Origin of the sequence: Micromonospora yasonensis (assembly GCF_026013475.1) — a bacterium.
Lineage (GTDB): Bacteria > Actinomycetota > Actinomycetes > Mycobacteriales > Micromonosporaceae > Micromonospora > Micromonospora yasonensis.
In genome coordinates this window covers 1-14,638 of sequence record NZ_JAPDPH010000176.1, presented here as the reverse complement: position 1 = coordinate 14,638, position 14,638 = coordinate 1, and the positions used below count along the sequence as shown (strand labels likewise).

Genomic DNA, 14,638 nt, shown 5'->3' with positions numbered 1-14,638 from the left:
ATGAAGCGGCGCCCCGGGCGGGAGTCGAACCAGCGGCCTTGGGATTCGGAGCCCGACGCGCTTCCCGCTGCGCCAGGGGGGCATGAGGGGGGGAAACAGCCCCGCCCGCCGTACCCGGGGTGCGATTCGAACGCACACTGACCGCCTCCTGAAGACGGTGCCTCTGCCATTGGGCTACGAGGGCGTGAGCTGCGAGCGGAGGACTCGAACCTCAATCTTCCGATCCAGAGTCGGATGTGCTGCCACTTGCACCAGCTCGCATGGGATCCGCGGACCGCGGACCGTGCCCCGACCAGGATTCGAACCTGGGCTCTTCGGTTTCGTAGACCGACGCGTTGTCCGCTACGCCATCGGGGCGGGATGACCGACGCCCCACCCCCGAGGGGCGCCGGTCAGGTGTCAGCCCTTCACGCAGACGACCTGCTTGAGGTGGGCGACCACCTCGACCAGGTCCTCCTGCTGGGCCATCACCTGGGTGATGTCCTTGTACGCGCCGGGGATCTCGTCGACCACCCCGGCGTCCTTGCGGCACTCGACGCCGGCCGTCTGCCGGGCCAGGTCCTCGGTGCTGTACGTCCGCTTCGCCTGCCCGCGGGACATGCGCCGCCCGGCGCCGTGCGACGCCGAGCAGTACGCGTCGAGGTTGCCCTTGCCGCGCACGATGTACGAGCCGGTGCCCATCGAGCCGGGGATGATGCCCAGGTCGCCCTGCCCGGCCCGGATGGCGCCCTTGCGGGTGACCAGCACGTCCACCCCGTCGTACGTCTCCTCCGCCACATAGTTGTGGTGGCACGAGGTGTGCTCGTCGAAGGTCACCTGCGGGAACTCGTCGCGAACCACCTGGCAGAGCAGGGCGAGCATGACGGCGCGGTTGCGCCGCGCGTACTCCTGCGCCCACCAGAGGTCCCGGCGGTAGGCGTCCATCTCCGGGGTGCCGGCGAGGAACACCGCGAGGTCCCGGTCGGGCAGGTCGACGTTGTGCGGCAGGCCGCGGGCGACCGCCATGTGCCGCTCGGCCAGTTCCTTGCCGATGTTGCGCGAACCGGAGTGCAGCATCAGCCAGACCCGGCCGTCGTCCGGGCCGCCCTGCTCGAGACAGACCTCGATGAAGTGGTTGCCGCCGCCGAGGGTGCCGAGCTGGCGCGCGGCCCGGGTCTCCAACTGCGCGACCTGCCGGTCGAGGGTGCCGAAGCGCCGCCAGAAGTCGTCCCAGCCGCGCTGCTCCAGGCCCCGGATCCGGCGCGGGTCGACCGGATCGTCGCGCATGGCGAAGCCGACCGGGATGGCCGCCTCGATCGCCGTACGCAGCGGGGCGAGGTCGTCGGGCAGGTCCGTGGCGGTGAGCGAGGTGCGGACCGCCGACATGCCGCAGCCGATGTCCACACCTACGGCGGCCGGCGAGACGGCCTGCCGCATCGCGATGACCGAGCCGACGGTGGCGCCCTTGCCGAAGTGCACGTCCGGCATGACGGCGACGCCGTGCACCCACGGCAGCGCACCGATGTTGCGTAGCTGCTTGGCCGCCTGCGCCTCGATGGCGTACGGGTCGGTCCAGACCCGGACCGGCGCCCGGGTACCGGCCAGCGGGGTGAAACCCATCGTCGTCTCCTCGATCTTCACTGGTTGTCCGAGCGGTTGGCCGGATTCGAACCGGCGATCTTCACCGTGGCGGGGTGACGCGCTGCCTGGCTGCGCTACAACCGCGGGCGGGTCCCGGGACGGGACCGGGCGTAGGCCGTACGGGACTTGAACCCGTAGCCTCCCGGGTGAGAGCCGGGTGAGCTGCCATTGCTCCAACGGCCCGTGCGGGACGGCGGGGTTGCCGTCCACGCAAAGTCCGGGACCGCGGAATCGAACCGCGTGTCTCTCGCGCCCAAGGCGAGCGGGTCAGCCAGCTCCCTCGTCCCGGATGCCCGGCCGGCGCGCGGGCGCCGGCCGGGATCGTACTCATGCCGTCCACTGTGGAGTTGAGAAGAATCGACGTCGCCGGCGGTGAGCCGGGACACGTGAAGCAGGGGGAGGATGCTCGGCCATTGCGCGGAGCCCCTCGGACCCGTGACAAAAAAGCCGCCCGGTCCCTGGTTGCGGGGCGGGCGGCTGCGCGTGTGTCACGCCGGCGCTAGTCGCGCCACCACCCCGGTTGCCACCGCTGCCGTCGGCAGCGGGCCAGGTTGCCTTCCGGCAGCAGGGCACCGCCGCGCGGCGCGGGCCGCTCGGCCTGGGTGCGGTTCTGCTGCGACACGGTGTGCTCCCTGGGTGTGGAACCGGTTGATGTTGCTCGTTCACGGTAGGCGCACCACCGCGGCGATCGCAATGAATATTCGGGCGGGCCGGGATCAGCCCGTCCGGAGGCCGGCCAGGGTGACGGCGACGAGTCGGCGGACCGCGGCGGCGGACGGCAGGACGGCGGCGGCGTGCAGGGCGTGCAGGCAGTACGCGGCCAGTTCGGCCGGGGGCACGTCGTCGCGGACCTGGCCGGCTCGGGCGGCGTCGGTGAGCAGGTCGCGGAGCAGGTCGGCGACCTGGCGGTGCGCGTCGCCGACATGGGTGTCGCGGTGCAGAAGCGCCCCGAGTTCCGCGCCGAACAGGGCGTGGTGGCGGATCCGGTCGCGCTGGTTGCGGGCGTACGTGTCGAGCACGGCCTCCAGTCGCGCGCGGGGGTCGCCGGCCCGGTCCCGGGCCTCGGCGAGCTGGGCCAGGTGGGCGGCGACCTCGCGGTCGCGCCAGGCGAGCAGGATCGCCTGCACGTCCGGGAAGTACTTGTAGAGCGTGGCGCGGCCAATTCCGGACTTCTCTGCGATCTGGGACATAGTGACGGTAAGGGCCCCGCGCTCCGCGACGAGTTCCACGGTCGCGTTGAGGATCGAGTCGTGCACCGCCCGGCGGTGCGCCTCGATCGTCTCGTCCCACAACTTCGGCACGTAGCGATCGTACAGGTCGACGGTTTCCCGTCATGGCGTTTATGTGCTAGACAGTATGTATCGTAAATTCGACGGAGACGGACGGGACGTCGATGAGACACGGGCAGCATTCCCACGAGCGGCACGAGCACGGGGAGGACCGGGGCGATGCGCTGATCCGCCACGCCCGGCGCTACGAGTGGACGGCGCGGATCGGCATGCTGGGGCGCCGCCGGCAGGTCTACGACGGGCTGGTCACCCTGAGCGGCATCGGCCCCGGCGACCGGGTGCTCGACATCGGCTGCGGCACCGGTTACCTCACCCGCAGGGCGGCCCGGGTCGTCGGCTCGGACGGCGCGGCCGTCGGCATCGACCCGTCCCCGTCGGTCATCGCGTACGCCTCGACGCGGTCACCGGTCAACTGCACCTTCGAGGTGGCCGGCGCGCAGGCGCTGCCCCACCCGGATGCCTCCTTCGACGCGGTCGTCTCCAGCCTCGCCATCCACCACCTGCCGGCCGACGACCGGGTGGCCGCCCTCCGCGAGATGCGCCGGGTGCTCCGCCCCGGCGGGCGGCTCCTCCTCGCCGACTTCCGCGAGCGACCACGCCACCTGCGCGTCGCCAACCTGTTCGGTGTGCTGGCCCGGCATGCGCGGCAGCACCACACGATGCCCGACCTCGCCGACCTGGTCCAGCGGGCCGGCTTCGAGCTGGCCGGATCCGGGGACCGCTGGCCCTCTCTGCGCTACGTGCAGGCCCGGCGACCGACGACCGACGGTTCGGCGGGCACCGGAGGGTCCCGGCCCTAACAAGTCGGCTGGTGCGCGGCCGGGCGGGACCCGGACGACGTACGTCGGCTGATGCTTGACCGGCGGCTGCCGCTGCCGGGTATCTGCGCTCGGACGGCGCGGAGGATCCGCCGTCTTGCCGGTTGGGCTGGTCGGCATCGTGCAAGAGGGCGGTGACGCGGGTGGTGACGGTGACGTGGAGGGCAGCCACCGCCTCGACGCCCTCGCACAATGCCTCGGACAGCGCCACAGGGTCGAACGGGTCGTCGATCGGGCGCGCGACCGCGAGGGCGCCTTCCCACCAGAAGCCTTCTACCGTCCACGCAACCTCATCTTCGGAGAGCATGAGGTCGTCCAGCACCTGGTCGATGGCCTCGCCGAGGTCTTCGTCGTCCACGTCCGGATGCTCGTCGCCGCACCGTTGCCGCAGCCGTCCGGCGTCAGCGTCGATCCGCAGCTGCCAGCCCTCGTCGGCGGCGGTGACGTCGAACCACTTCGGTAGGCGGCGGTCGGTGTCGTCGCTCGCCGCCAGGCAGGGGATGCGCAGGTCGTCGATGGGGTGGGTGCGGACCAACTCGTACCCCAGGGCGCTCGCTGCCTGGCGCAGCTGCGCGGCGCGGCCGGCCTCCCAGCGGGCGCCCACCGGCAGCACTGCGCGCAACCGTTCCCCGATTGTCGCCCAGCGCGTGTGGGACGAGCACCTGCAGGGCCTCTGCGATGCCGTCGAAGTCGACCGCTGGCCACCGCTGCTCGCTGACCTTCTCCCGGCTTTTTGCCACGATCCGTCCTCCTCGCCATCCGTGCAGGCCCACGCTACCGCTGGGGTCAGACAGCACCGTGCGCCACGATTTCCGACCTACATGCGCCGTTGGCCAGGTCTCTCTGCACGGCGCACTTTCCAGCCGGGCACCGCGATGGATGGTCGCGCGGACATTTCGGCCAGTCCCGAACGGTGCCGGGCCTAGCCTTTCTCGGGAGGAGGGGGCGGAATGCAGTTGCGGCAGCGGGTGGCGGAGCGGTTTCGGCAGGTCAACGGGGTGCACCCGATGACGGCGGCGGACGACGCGTACGTCAACGGGCAGTTCGTGGTGCTGGACGACTTGTGCGCGGCGACCGGGCGGGATCCGAACGACGTACGCCGGTTGATGCTGGACCGGCGGTTGCCGCTGCCGGGCTATCTGCGCTCGGACGGCGCGGAGATGGTCCCGGCCGACCTGTTCGCCCTTGCGGAGCGGGCCGGCGGGGCGGCGCGGCTGCCGGAGTGGTTCGTCGGGCAGTGGGCGGACCGGGCGCAGGGCGCGGCCGAGTGGGACGCCTACCTGAGCGGGCAGTACGTCTGCCTGCACTCGGTAAGCCCGGAGACGATCCGCCGCAAGGACGAGCTGACGGTGGCGATCCGGGCCGCACCGGCCGAGCCGGACGCCGGATCGGCGGCCTGGCTCGACCGGCTGCACGCGCTGGTCGACGAGTTGGACGCCCTCGAACCGGCGTTCACCGGGTACGACCGGCTCCGGTTCGGCGGCCCCACCTCGCGGGACACCTGCGTGGACGCGGTGCGGGCCGGATGGCCCCGGCTAGCCGGCCTGGGCGACCGGGTAGCGCTTCATCTCTTCCATGAAGGGGAACCGCGTGGTGAGGTCGGCGACGGTTGCCCCGGCCTGCCAGGCGGCGGCCACCTGGGCGACCTGGACCAGGTCGGTGGCGTCGCCCCGGGCCTGGACCTCGCCGGCCACCCGCAGGTCGATCATGAAGTATCGGGCCTGGGAGCCGAGCCCCACGCAGACGACGCCCCGGTCGGAGGTCAGCTCCGCGCAGGTGAACCGGGCGCGACCGTGGTCGGGGGCGGTCACCTGGCCCACGTCGAGCTGGTGCCGGAGGGCCGTCTCGGCCAGCGCGGGAGCCAGTCCGCCCGGCTCGACCAGGTCTGGGTAGAGGCGCACACCCAGTGCCGTCGACACGTCGCTCATGACTGACTCCCACTTCCTCGTGACAGAGACCAGCTGCACGCAGGTTACGGGTGTGTTTCCGGCGTGCAAGGTCATCCTGTCCCTCCGGGACGCCTGTCGGCAATAGGAACGGCCGATTCCAGGTCCTTCGGCCCCCTTGACCCCCGGATTCTCTCTGCCTCGACCTGCCCGAGGGCGCGCCCGGACCGGGCGTACGATCCAGCGTCGTGGCGCGGATCCGATGTGACTTCTTCTCCGAGGCGCTCGGCCTGGGCACCGCGATGACGGTGCTGCTGCCGGAGCGCAGCTCCGCCGGGATCGGCATGGCCGGTGGGGCCACCGCCGGCGACCCGCCGGTGCTCTACCTGCTGCACGGGCTGACCGACGACGACACCATCTGGGCCCGGCGCACCGCGATCGAACGGTACGTCGCACCGCTCGGGCTGGCGGTGGTGATGCCGCAGGTCGCCCGGAGCTTCTACACCGATGAGACGCACGGCAACCGGTACTGGACCTTCCTCAGCGAGGAGCTGCCCGAGGTCTGCCGGTCGTTCTTCCGCCTCTCGCAGCGGCGGGAGGACACCTTCGTCGCCGGGCTGTCGATGGGTGGCTACGGGGCGATGAAGTGGGCGCTGCGGCAGCCGGACCGGTTCGCGGCGGCGGCCAGCCTCTCCGGCGCGCTCAACGTCGCGCATCGGCGGAAGCACCCGATCAAACCGATGGACCCGGATGTCTGGCACACGGTGTGGGGCGACCGGGAGGTGGCGGACGCCGACGACGACACGGTGGCGCTGGTGGGGCGGGCCGGCGACGACCTGCCGGCGCTCTACGTCGCCTGCGGCACCGAGGACTTCCTGTACGACGACAGCACCCGGTTCGTCGAGGCGGCCCGCCGGCACGGGGTGCCGGTGACCGTGGACTTTTCCCCCGGCGACCACGACTGGGCGTACTGGGACGCGAAAATCCAGGACGTGCTGGCCTGGCTGCCGCTGACCGCCACCGTGGTCGGCGCGTCGGTCACCGACCACGCCGGGAGCATCTCCCACCCGCTCCCCTGACCGACCACGCGGTGCGTGGCCGGCGGGGCAGCCTCCCGTTCTCCGGGCCCTGGCCGGCGGCGGAGGCGCGACGGGTCAGACGCCGACGGTGCCGTCGATGGCCTCCCGGAGGAAGTCCGCGTGGCCGTTGTGCCGGGCGTACTCGTGCATCATGTGCATCATCACCAGGCGCAGCGAGACGTCCTCCTCCCAGCGCGCGTTGTAGGCGGTCACGTCGAGGGACTCGGCCTCGCGCTCGATGCGGCGGGCGTGCTCGACCTCCCGCCGCCACGCCTCGAACGCCTCGGCGACGTCGGCGGTGGTGGCGTCGTACGCCGCCTGGAAGTCGAAGGTGTCGGACCAGACCAGCGGGATGTCCTCGCCGTTGATGACCCGGCGGAACCACTGGCGCTCCACCTCGGCCATGTGCCGGACCAGGCCGAGCAGCGACAGCGTCGACGGCGGCGACGACTGCCGGCGCAGCTGCTCGTCGGTCAGCCCCGCGCACTTCAGCTCGAGGGTGGCCCGGTGGAAGTCGAGGAAGGCGCGCAGCGTCTCCCGCTCCCCGGCCCGCAGCGGCGGGCCGACCCGTTCGGTCTCCACGATTCTTCCTCCCACACAGGCCGGTTGGCCTGCTCGTCGATGCTTGGCAGTGCTCGCCGGGCAGCCTAGTCTCGGCGGATCGATCCACCTCCGAAGGGATCATCATGCACCCCCACATCCGACGTTCCGCGCTGGTCGCCTCGGCGGTCACCGCGGCGCTGGTGGCCGGCGGCACGACCGTCCAGGCCGCCGGCGACACCTACGACCACACCGCCACCGCGACGGTCTTCGCCCCCAACCCCGTGCAGGCGCTCGGCGACGAGTCGCTGACCGACCAGCAGGACGCGGACTACCCGGCGCTGGCCGGGGCGTACCGGTCGGTGCTGCTGACCAACCTGGACAGCTCCGGCACCCTCACCGGGAAGTACGTCGTGGTCAAGAGCAGCACCGGCACGCCGGCCCGGGCGGCCGACGGCGGGTACCCGGCGTGGCACCGCGACGCCGACCAGTTCGAGCAGGTGATGGGCTACCACTGGGTGAACACCGCCCAGGCGTACCTGCAGTCGCTCGGCTTCGGCAGCACCCTGCGCCCGGTCAACCAGCGGCAGATCGAGCTGCGCATCGGCCAGTACGGCGGCGACAACTCGTTCTTCCGCGAGGACAAGGCGAACATCACCCTGGGCAAGGGTGGGGTGGACGACGCCGAGGACGCCGAGGTGATCGTCCACGAGTACGGCCACTCGGTGCAGGACGGCCAGGTGCCCGGCTTCGGCACCACGCTGGAGTCCGGCGCGATCGGCGAGGCGTTCGGCGACTACCTGGCGGTCGCGGTGTCCAGCTGGGCCACCGGCGTGCCGACGAAGACCCCGGAGGCCTGCGTGGCCGACTGGGACTCCGTCTCGTACACCCGTACCGCCCCGCACTGCCTGCGCCGCCTCGACGGCACCAAGGTCTACCCGGGTGACCTGCGCGGCGAGGTGCACGCCGACGGCGAGATCTGGTCCCGCGCGCTGTGGGACATCCGCACCGCGCTCGGTGACCGCCGGGCCACCACGCTGATCGTGGACGCGCAGTTCGACTTCGCCAAGGACACCACGTTCCGGGACGCGGCGCTGGCCACCGTGGCCGCCGCCCAGCGCCTCTACGGCACCCAGGCCGCGAACGCGGCCCGGGCCGCCTTCGCCGCCCGCGGCATCCTCTGACGCCGCCGGTGGGCGCCGCTCCCCGCCGGGGCGGCGCTCACCGCAGCGACGACCGGGCCACCGGGAAGTCGAAGTACGTCTTCGGGTACGGCTCGTCGCGGTAGCGGTAGTGCCACCACTCGCGGTCGTAGTTCTCGAAGCCCTGCGCGGTCATCAGCCGCTTGAGCAGCTGCCGGTTGTCGCGGGCCGCCCCGGTGATCCGGGCGTCGGCGGTGTGCGCGCGGGAGTCGAAGCAGTCGAAGCCGGTGCCCATGTCGACGGAGTTGTCGGGGAACCGCCGCCCGGCGGGCACGGTGCAGGCCACCAGCGGTTGCCCCGGCGCGTACGCCGGCTGGTCGGGGGTGGGCACCGGGACCAGGGTGAGGTCGAGGGTGCTGCCCCGGCTGTGCGCGGTCGGCGCGCCGATGTAACCGTCGGCGAAGAGCCGGTCCTTGGGCTCGTCGGGATAGAACTCGCCCTTCATCTGCTGCTCGCCGGGGAGTTTCGCCCAGGCGACGAAGTCGTTCACCGCCTGCTGTGGGCGGTAGCAGTCGTACACCTTGAGGCTGCGGTTCTGGGCGAGCGCGGCGCCCTGCACCCGGTGCAGCGCCTCCGCCGCCCGACGGGTGAGCAGGCAGCGCGGCTCGGCGTAGCCGGTGACCGGCCGGCCGACGAAGTTGTGCGGGGTGGCGTACCGGATGTCGGTGCGGATGCTCGGGTCGACGGCGGCGAGGTCGACGAAGTCGGCCGGGGCGCGGGGCCCCGTCGGGCTGGCGGACGGCGCGGGTGCCGACGTCGGGGCCGGCGACGGGCGCGGCGCGGGCCGCTGGCAGCCGGCGGCGAGCGCCGCGGCCAGCACGGCCAGGCCGACGGTCATCCGTCTCGTTGTGCCCACGCTGGCATGTCTACCAGCCGCGGCCGGTGACGCAGCGCAGGGAACGCCAGGGCCGCGCCGCGTTGTCGTCGACCCCCGACCGGTACGGCAAGATGGCCGTGGGGCGGACGCCGTTCCGCAGCTTCGGCGGCACGGCCGGGTGAAGGAGACGCGGGTGAACGCGGACGAGCGCAGGGTGACCATCACCGCGATCGCGCATGAGGCCGGGGTCTCCGTGCCCACCGTCTCCCGGGTGCTCAACGGCCGCTCGGACGTCGCTCCCGACACCCGGGAACGGGTCGAGGAGCTGTTGCGCCACCACGGCTACCGGCGGCGCGGCAACCGTGCCGTCCGCCGGGCCGGCCTGCTCGACCTGGTCTTTCCCGACCTGGACAGCCCATGGGCGGTGGAGATCATCCGGGGCGTGGAGGACGTCGGCCACGCGGCTGGAGTCGGCATTGTGGTCTCGGCGATCCACCGGGAGTCCACCTCGACCCGCCAGTGGCTGCAGAACCTGCGGGCCCGAGCCTCCGACGGAGTCATCGTGGTGACCTCGCACCTGAGCCCACCGGTGCACACCCAGCTGCGCCGGCTCGACGTGCCCGTCGTGGTGGTCGACCCGGCCGGCACGCCGGCCACCGATGTGCCCACCATCGGCGCCACCAACTGGGCCGGGGGTCTCGCCGCCACCGAGCACCTGCTCGGCCTCGGGCACCGCCGGATCGGTTTCGTGGCCGGTCCGACGCACCTGCTCTGCAGCCGGGCCCGGCTGGACGGCTACCGGGCCGCCCTGGAGCGGGCCGACGTCCCGCCGGACGACCGGCTCGTGCAGCCCGGCGACTTCTACCACTCGTCCGGCTTCGCCGCGGGATCCGCGCTGCTGGAGCTGGCCGATCCGCCGACCGCGATCTTCGCGGCCAGCGATCAGATGGCCTTCGGCGTCTACGAGGCGGTGCGCCGCCGCGGGCTGCGGGTCGCCGACGACGTCAGCGTGGTCGGCTTCGACGACCTGCCCGAGGCCCGCTGGGCGTCACCGCCGCTGACCACCGTGCGGCAGCCGCTGGTCGAGATGGGGCGGCTCGCCGCCCGCACGGTGCTGCGACTGTCCCAGGGAGAGGAGATCGAGTCGCCCCGGGTCGAGCTGGCCACCGAGCTGGTGGTGCGGGACAGCTCCACGGCCCGGCGACTAGGATCCGGGGGTGGTCCGCGCGGAGAGCCAGCGGGATGAGGAGCGGTTGCGCCGTATCGAGGCGGCGACCGACGCCACGCTGTCGCGCCTCGACGCCGCCGACCTCTTCGACGAGGTCCTTGACCGGGTCCGCGACCTGCTGCAGGTCGACACGGCCGCCATCCTCCTGCTCGACGTCCGTGCCCGGCACCTGGTCGCCACTGCGGCGAAGGGGCTGGAGGAGGAGGTCCGCCAGGGTTTCCGCGTCTCGATCGGTCGGGGGTTCGCCGGCCGCGTCGCGCTGACCCGCCAGCCCGTGATCATCGAGGAGGTGACGGCCGACAAGGTGGTCAACCCCGTCCTGCTGCACGCGGGGCTCCGCTCCCTGCTCGGCGTACCGATCATGTCGCAGGGCCGGCTCATCGGCGTGCTGCACGTCGGCACCCTCACCTCGCGCCGGTTCACCGATGACGACGTCCGCCTGCTGGAGCTGGTCGCCAACCACGTCGGGCTGGCCAGCCGGGTCCGGGAGAGCAGCCTGGACCACACGGCCGCACTGGCCCTGCAACGGAGCCTGATCCCCGCCGAGTTCCCGAAGGTGCCGAACCTGGAGATGGCCGGCCGGTACGTCCCCGGACACGCCTCGGGCGTCGGTGGCGACTGGTACGACGTGTTCACCCTCCCCTCCGGCTGGCTCGGGGTGGTGATGGGTGACGTGTCCGGCCACGGGCTGCAGTCGGCGGTGGTGATGGGGCGGGTCCGCAGCGCCCTGCGCGCGTACGCCCTCGTCTGCGACGACCCGGCGGAGGCCCTCACCCTCCTCGACCGGAAGGTGGTCCACTTCGAGGCCGGCAGCCTGACCACCGCCCTGTACGCGATGGTCTCCCCCGACGGGGCCACCATCCGCCTGTCCCTGGCCGGTCACCCCCGACCGATCCTGGCCGCGCCCGGCCGGCCGGCGGCCATGTTCCCCGCCCGGATCGACCCGCCGCTCGGCACCGATCGCGGGCGCGGGGAGCGCCGGGCCGTGACGGTGGACTTCCCCGCCGGCGCGGTCCTCGTGTCCTACACCGACGGACTCGTCGAACGCCGCGGCGAGCTGTTCGACGCCGGGGTCGCCCGGCTGATGGCCGCGATCCCGGTCGCGCCCGCCGAGACCGTGTGCGACACGATCATGGCGACCCTCGACGCCGAGCACCCCGCGGACGACATCGCGTTGCTGGCCATCCGCCGGGCCACCGGCTGACCACCGACGGCCGTACCCGGCACCGGCGGGTCTTCCGGCCGCCGCGCCCGGGCCGGCCCTCGGGGCCGGCCCGGGTGCCCGGATCAGGCGAGGTCGAACCGGTCCAGGTTCATGACCTTGACCCACGCCGCGACGAAGTCGTGCACGAACTTCTCCCGCGCGTCGTCGCCGGCGTAGACCTCGGCCAGCGCGCGCAGCTCGGAGTTCGAGCCGAAGACGAGGTCGGCCCGGGTGCCGGTCCACTTCACCTCGCCGGTGACGAGGTCGCGGCCCTCGAAGGTGTTCGCGTCCCCGGCCGTCGGCTGCCACGTCGTACCCAGGTCGAGCAGGTTGACGAAGAAGTCGTTGGTCAGCGACCCGGGGACCGTGGTGAGGACGCCCAGCGGCGACTGCTGGTGGTTCGCCCCGAGGACGCGGAGACCGCCGACGAGGACCGTCATCTCCGGCGCGCTCAGGGTGAGCAGGTTCGCCTTGTCGACCAGGAGGAACTCGGCCGGCAGCGGGTGGCCCTTGCCGAGGTAGTTGCGGAACCCGTCCGCGGTCGGCTCCATGACGGCGAACGACTCGACGTCGGTCTGCTCCTGCGACGCGTCGGTACGCCCCGGGGTGAAGGGGACCTCGACGTCGATGCCGGCGTTCCGGGCGGCCTGCTCGACGCCGGCGCTGCCGGCGAGCACGATCAGGTCGGCGAGCGAGATCTTCTTCCCGCCGGTCTGGGCCGCGTTGAACGCCTCCTGGATCCCTTCCAGGGTGCGCAGCACCCGCGCCAGCTCGTCGGGGTTGTTGATCTCCCAGGAGTTCTGCGGCTCGAGGCGGATCCGCGCGCCGTTGGCGCCGCCGCGCTTGTCGCTGCCGCGGAACGTCGACGCCGACGCCCACGCGGTGGAGACCAGCTGGGACACGGACAACCCCGAGGCGAGGATCTGGCCCTTGAGCGTGGCGACGTCGTCGGCGTCGACGAGCTCGTGGTCCACCGGCGGCACCGGGTCCTGCCAGATCAGCGTCTCGCTCGGGACCTCCGGGCCGAGGTAACGGGCGACCGGACCCATGTCGCGGTGGGTCAGCTTGAACCAGGCCCGGGCGAAGGCGTCCGCGAACTCGTCCGGGTTCGCCAGGAAGCGGCGCGAGATCTGCTCGTAGACCGGGTCGAACCGGAGCGCGAGGTCGGTCGTGAGCATCCGCGGTTCGCGGCGCTTCGACGGATCGTGCGCCTCGGGCACCATGTCGGCGCCCGCGCCGTTCTTGGGCCGCCACTGGTGCGCGCCGGCCGGCGACTGCATCAGTTCCCACTCGTAGGCGAAGAGGATGTGGAAGAACTCGTTGTCCCACCGGGTCGGGTGGTAGGTCCAGGTGACCTCGATCCCGCTGGTGATGGTGTCGGCGCCCTTGCCGGTGCCGAAGCTGTTCTTCCAGCCCAGGCCCTGCTCCTCGAGCGGGGCGCCCTCGGGCTCCGGGCCGACGTGGTCCGCCGGGCCCGCACCGTGGGTCTTGCCGAAGGTGTGACCACCGGCGATCAGCGCGACGGTCTCCTCGTCGTTCATCGCCATCCGACGGAACGTCTCCCGGATGTCCCGGGCCGCGGCGACCGGGTCCGGGGTGCCGTTCGGCCCCTCCGGATTGACGTAGATGAGGCCCATCTGCACGGCGGCGAGTGGGTTCTCCAGGTCCCGGTCGCCGGTGTAGCGCTGGTCACCGAGCCAGGTGGTCTCCGGGCCCCAGTAGACGTCCTCGTCGGGCTCCCAGACGTCCGCCCGGCCACCGGCGAAGCCGAAGGTCTTGAAGCCCATCGACTCCAGGGCGACGTTGCCGGCGAGGACCATCAGGTCGGCCCACGAGAGGTTCTGGCCGTACTTCTTCTTGACCGGCCACAGCAGGCGGCGTGCCTTGTCGAGGTTCCCGTTGTCCGGCCAGCTGTTGAGCGGCGCGAAGCGCTGCTGCCCGGCACCGGCGCCACCGCGGCCGTCGCTGATCCGGTAGGTGCCCGCGCTGTGCCACGCCATCCGGACCATGAGCGGGCCGTAGTGGCCGAAGTCGGCCGGCCACCAGTCCTGCGAGGTCGTCAGGACCTCCGCGATGTCCCGCTTGACGGCGGGGAGGTCGAGGGACTGGAACGCCTCCGCGTAGTTGAACTGCTCACCGAGGGGGTTGGCCACGGCGGGATTCTTGGCGAGGATCTTCAGGTTGAGCCGGTTCGGCCACCAGCCGCTGTTGCCGCCACCCTGGGTGGGGTGGGGGGCACGCCCGTGTGCGACGGGGCAGCGAGACTCGCTGCCCGCCTCCGCGTCGTGGACGACGGCGTCGTGGTTCTCGGACATCGGGTTCCTTCCGTGACGTGGCGGATCAAGGGGAATCAGGAATTGCCGGCGGTGGAACAGTCGGGGCACAGGCCCCAGTAGGTGACCTCGGCCTCGTCGATCGAGAAGCCGCTGTCCTCGGACGCGGTCAGGCAGGGCACCTCGCCGACGACGCAGTCGACGTCGGCGATGGCCCCGCATGATCGGCACACCACGTGGTGATGGTTGTCCCCGACCCGCGACTCGTAGCGAGCCACGGAGCCGGCGGGCTCGATGCGCCGCACCAGGCCCGCGCCCGTCAGCGCGTGCAGCACGTCGTAGACGGCCTGGCGGGACACGCCGGGGAGGTCCCGGCGCACGGCGCCGATGATCGCGTCGGTGTCGGCGTGCGGATGCGCGTGCACCGCGTCCAGCACCGCCACCCGGGGCCGGGTCACGCGCAACGCGGCCCCGCGCAGCATCGGGTAGAAATCCGGCCTGCTGACCACGCCCGGAAGTCTTGCTCGTTTTCTGGAATCAGTCAAGAATATGGGCGAGAGATCACCCGGCTCGATGTCGTCACTTCGGCCGGCGGGACCTGGCCGTCCCGAACAGACCCACCCCGATCAGGCCCACCCCCACCAGGGCCAGGACCCCCAGCGCGCCCCGGAAGTCGCGCCGG

Annotated in this window: 14 protein-coding genes and 4 tRNA genes; 7 read left to right on the top strand and 11 right to left on the bottom strand. The window is 72.3% G+C overall.

The window, feature by feature from the left end; all coding sequences use genetic code 11:
* Positions 1–189: 189 nt before the first annotated feature.
* The 7 genes from ONA70_RS27095 to ONA70_RS27065 form a co-directional block, all read right to left on the bottom strand.
* Positions 190–261: transfer RNA gene (locus tag ONA70_RS27095), tRNA-Gln, on the bottom strand.
* A gap of 23 nt (positions 262–284) precedes the next feature.
* Positions 285–357 (bottom strand) — tRNA-Arg (locus tag ONA70_RS27090).
* Between the two features lie 42 nt (positions 358–399).
* Positions 400–1,599, bottom strand: a complete 1,200-nt coding sequence (locus ONA70_RS27085) for an RtcB family protein (protein WP_265009311.1) — start codon at positions 1,597–1,599, stop codon at positions 400–402.
* A gap of 31 nt (positions 1,600–1,630) precedes the next feature.
* Positions 1,631–1,704: transfer RNA gene (locus ONA70_RS27080), tRNA-Gly, on the bottom strand.
* Between the two features lie 27 nt (positions 1,705–1,731).
* Positions 1,732–1,803: transfer RNA gene (locus ONA70_RS27075), tRNA-Glu, on the bottom strand.
* A 316-nt stretch (positions 1,804–2,119) separates the two neighbouring features.
* Entirely contained in the window at positions 2,120–2,242 is a 123-nt protein-coding gene (locus ONA70_RS27070) for a hypothetical protein (protein WP_265009310.1), read from the bottom strand.
* A gap of 94 nt (positions 2,243–2,336) precedes the next feature.
* Entirely contained in the window at positions 2,337–2,921 is a 585-nt protein-coding gene (locus tag ONA70_RS27065; protein ID WP_265009309.1) for a TetR/AcrR family transcriptional regulator, read from the bottom strand.
* Positions 2,922–3,013: 92 nt separating this feature from the next.
* Here ONA70_RS27065 and ONA70_RS27060 point away from each other — a divergent pair, with 92 nt between their 5' ends.
* The 4 genes from ONA70_RS27060 to ONA70_RS27045 all read left to right on the top strand — a co-directional run bounded on the left by ONA70_RS27060 (position 3,014) and on the right by ONA70_RS27045 (position 6,692).
* Positions 3,014–3,709: a class I SAM-dependent methyltransferase gene (locus ONA70_RS27060; protein WP_265009308.1), complete on the top strand. Its 696-nt coding sequence runs from the start codon at positions 3,014–3,016 to the stop codon at positions 3,707–3,709.
* Between the two features lie 115 nt (positions 3,710–3,824).
* A complete protein-coding gene (locus ONA70_RS27055) occupies positions 3,825–4,190 on the top strand; it encodes a hypothetical protein (protein WP_265009307.1) in 366 nt (121 codons plus the stop codon).
* A gap of 487 nt (positions 4,191–4,677) precedes the next feature.
* Positions 4,678–5,661 carry a DUF6058 family natural product biosynthesis protein gene (locus ONA70_RS27050; protein WP_265009306.1) on the top strand — a complete coding sequence of 328 codons (984 nt, stop codon included), beginning with the start codon at positions 4,678–4,680 and terminating at the stop codon, positions 5,659–5,661.
* 200 nt (positions 5,662–5,861) lie between these two features.
* Positions 5,862–6,692: an alpha/beta hydrolase gene (locus ONA70_RS27045; protein WP_265009305.1), complete on the top strand. Its 831-nt coding sequence runs from the start codon at positions 5,862–5,864 to the stop codon at positions 6,690–6,692.
* Between the two features lie 75 nt (positions 6,693–6,767).
* Here the strand turns inward: ONA70_RS27045 and ONA70_RS27040 are convergent, their stop codons facing one another.
* On the bottom strand, positions 6,768–7,274 hold the full coding sequence (locus tag ONA70_RS27040; RefSeq protein ID WP_265009304.1) for a DinB family protein: 507 nt from the start codon (positions 7,272–7,274) through the stop codon (positions 6,768–6,770).
* A 104-nt stretch (positions 7,275–7,378) separates the two neighbouring features.
* Here ONA70_RS27040 and ONA70_RS27035 point away from each other — a divergent pair, with 104 nt between their 5' ends.
* Positions 7,379–8,416 (top strand): M4 family metallopeptidase, encoded by a 1,038-nt coding sequence (locus ONA70_RS27035; protein ID WP_265009303.1) that lies wholly within the window; start codon positions 7,379–7,381, stop codon positions 8,414–8,416.
* A gap of 37 nt (positions 8,417–8,453) precedes the next feature.
* Here the strand turns inward: ONA70_RS27035 and ONA70_RS27030 are convergent, their stop codons facing one another.
* Complete coding sequence (locus tag ONA70_RS27030) at positions 8,454–9,290, bottom strand: M15 family metallopeptidase (protein ID WP_406601248.1); 837 nt, start codon at positions 9,288–9,290, stop codon at positions 8,454–8,456.
* A gap of 154 nt (positions 9,291–9,444) precedes the next feature.
* Between ONA70_RS27030 and ONA70_RS27025 the strand changes: the two genes are divergently transcribed.
* Both ONA70_RS27025 and ONA70_RS27020 read left to right on the top strand, forming a co-directional pair.
* Positions 9,445–10,497, top strand: coding sequence for a LacI family DNA-binding transcriptional regulator (locus tag ONA70_RS27025; protein WP_265009302.1), 1,053 nt, complete (start codon positions 9,445–9,447; stop codon positions 10,495–10,497).
* Positions 10,469–11,683, top strand: coding sequence for a PP2C family protein-serine/threonine phosphatase (locus ONA70_RS27020; protein ID WP_265009301.1), 1,215 nt, complete (start codon positions 10,469–10,471; stop codon positions 11,681–11,683). The genes ONA70_RS27025 and ONA70_RS27020 overlap by 29 nt, the downstream gene beginning before the upstream one ends.
* A gap of 83 nt (positions 11,684–11,766) precedes the next feature.
* Here ONA70_RS27020 and katG read toward each other — a convergent pair whose 3' ends face one another.
* Together katG and ONA70_RS27010 are read right to left on the bottom strand one after the other, a co-directional pair.
* Positions 11,767–13,998 carry a catalase/peroxidase HPI gene (gene katG / locus ONA70_RS27015; protein ID WP_265009300.1) on the bottom strand — a complete coding sequence of 744 codons (2,232 nt, stop codon included), beginning with the start codon at positions 13,996–13,998 and terminating at the stop codon, positions 11,767–11,769.
* A 35-nt stretch (positions 13,999–14,033) separates the two neighbouring features.
* The gene (locus tag ONA70_RS27010) at positions 14,034–14,438 is read right to left on the bottom strand and encodes a Fur family transcriptional regulator (protein WP_265009312.1); all 405 of its coding nucleotides are present in this window, start codon (positions 14,436–14,438) and stop codon (positions 14,034–14,036) included.
* Between the last annotated feature and the right edge of the window lie 200 nt (positions 14,439–14,638).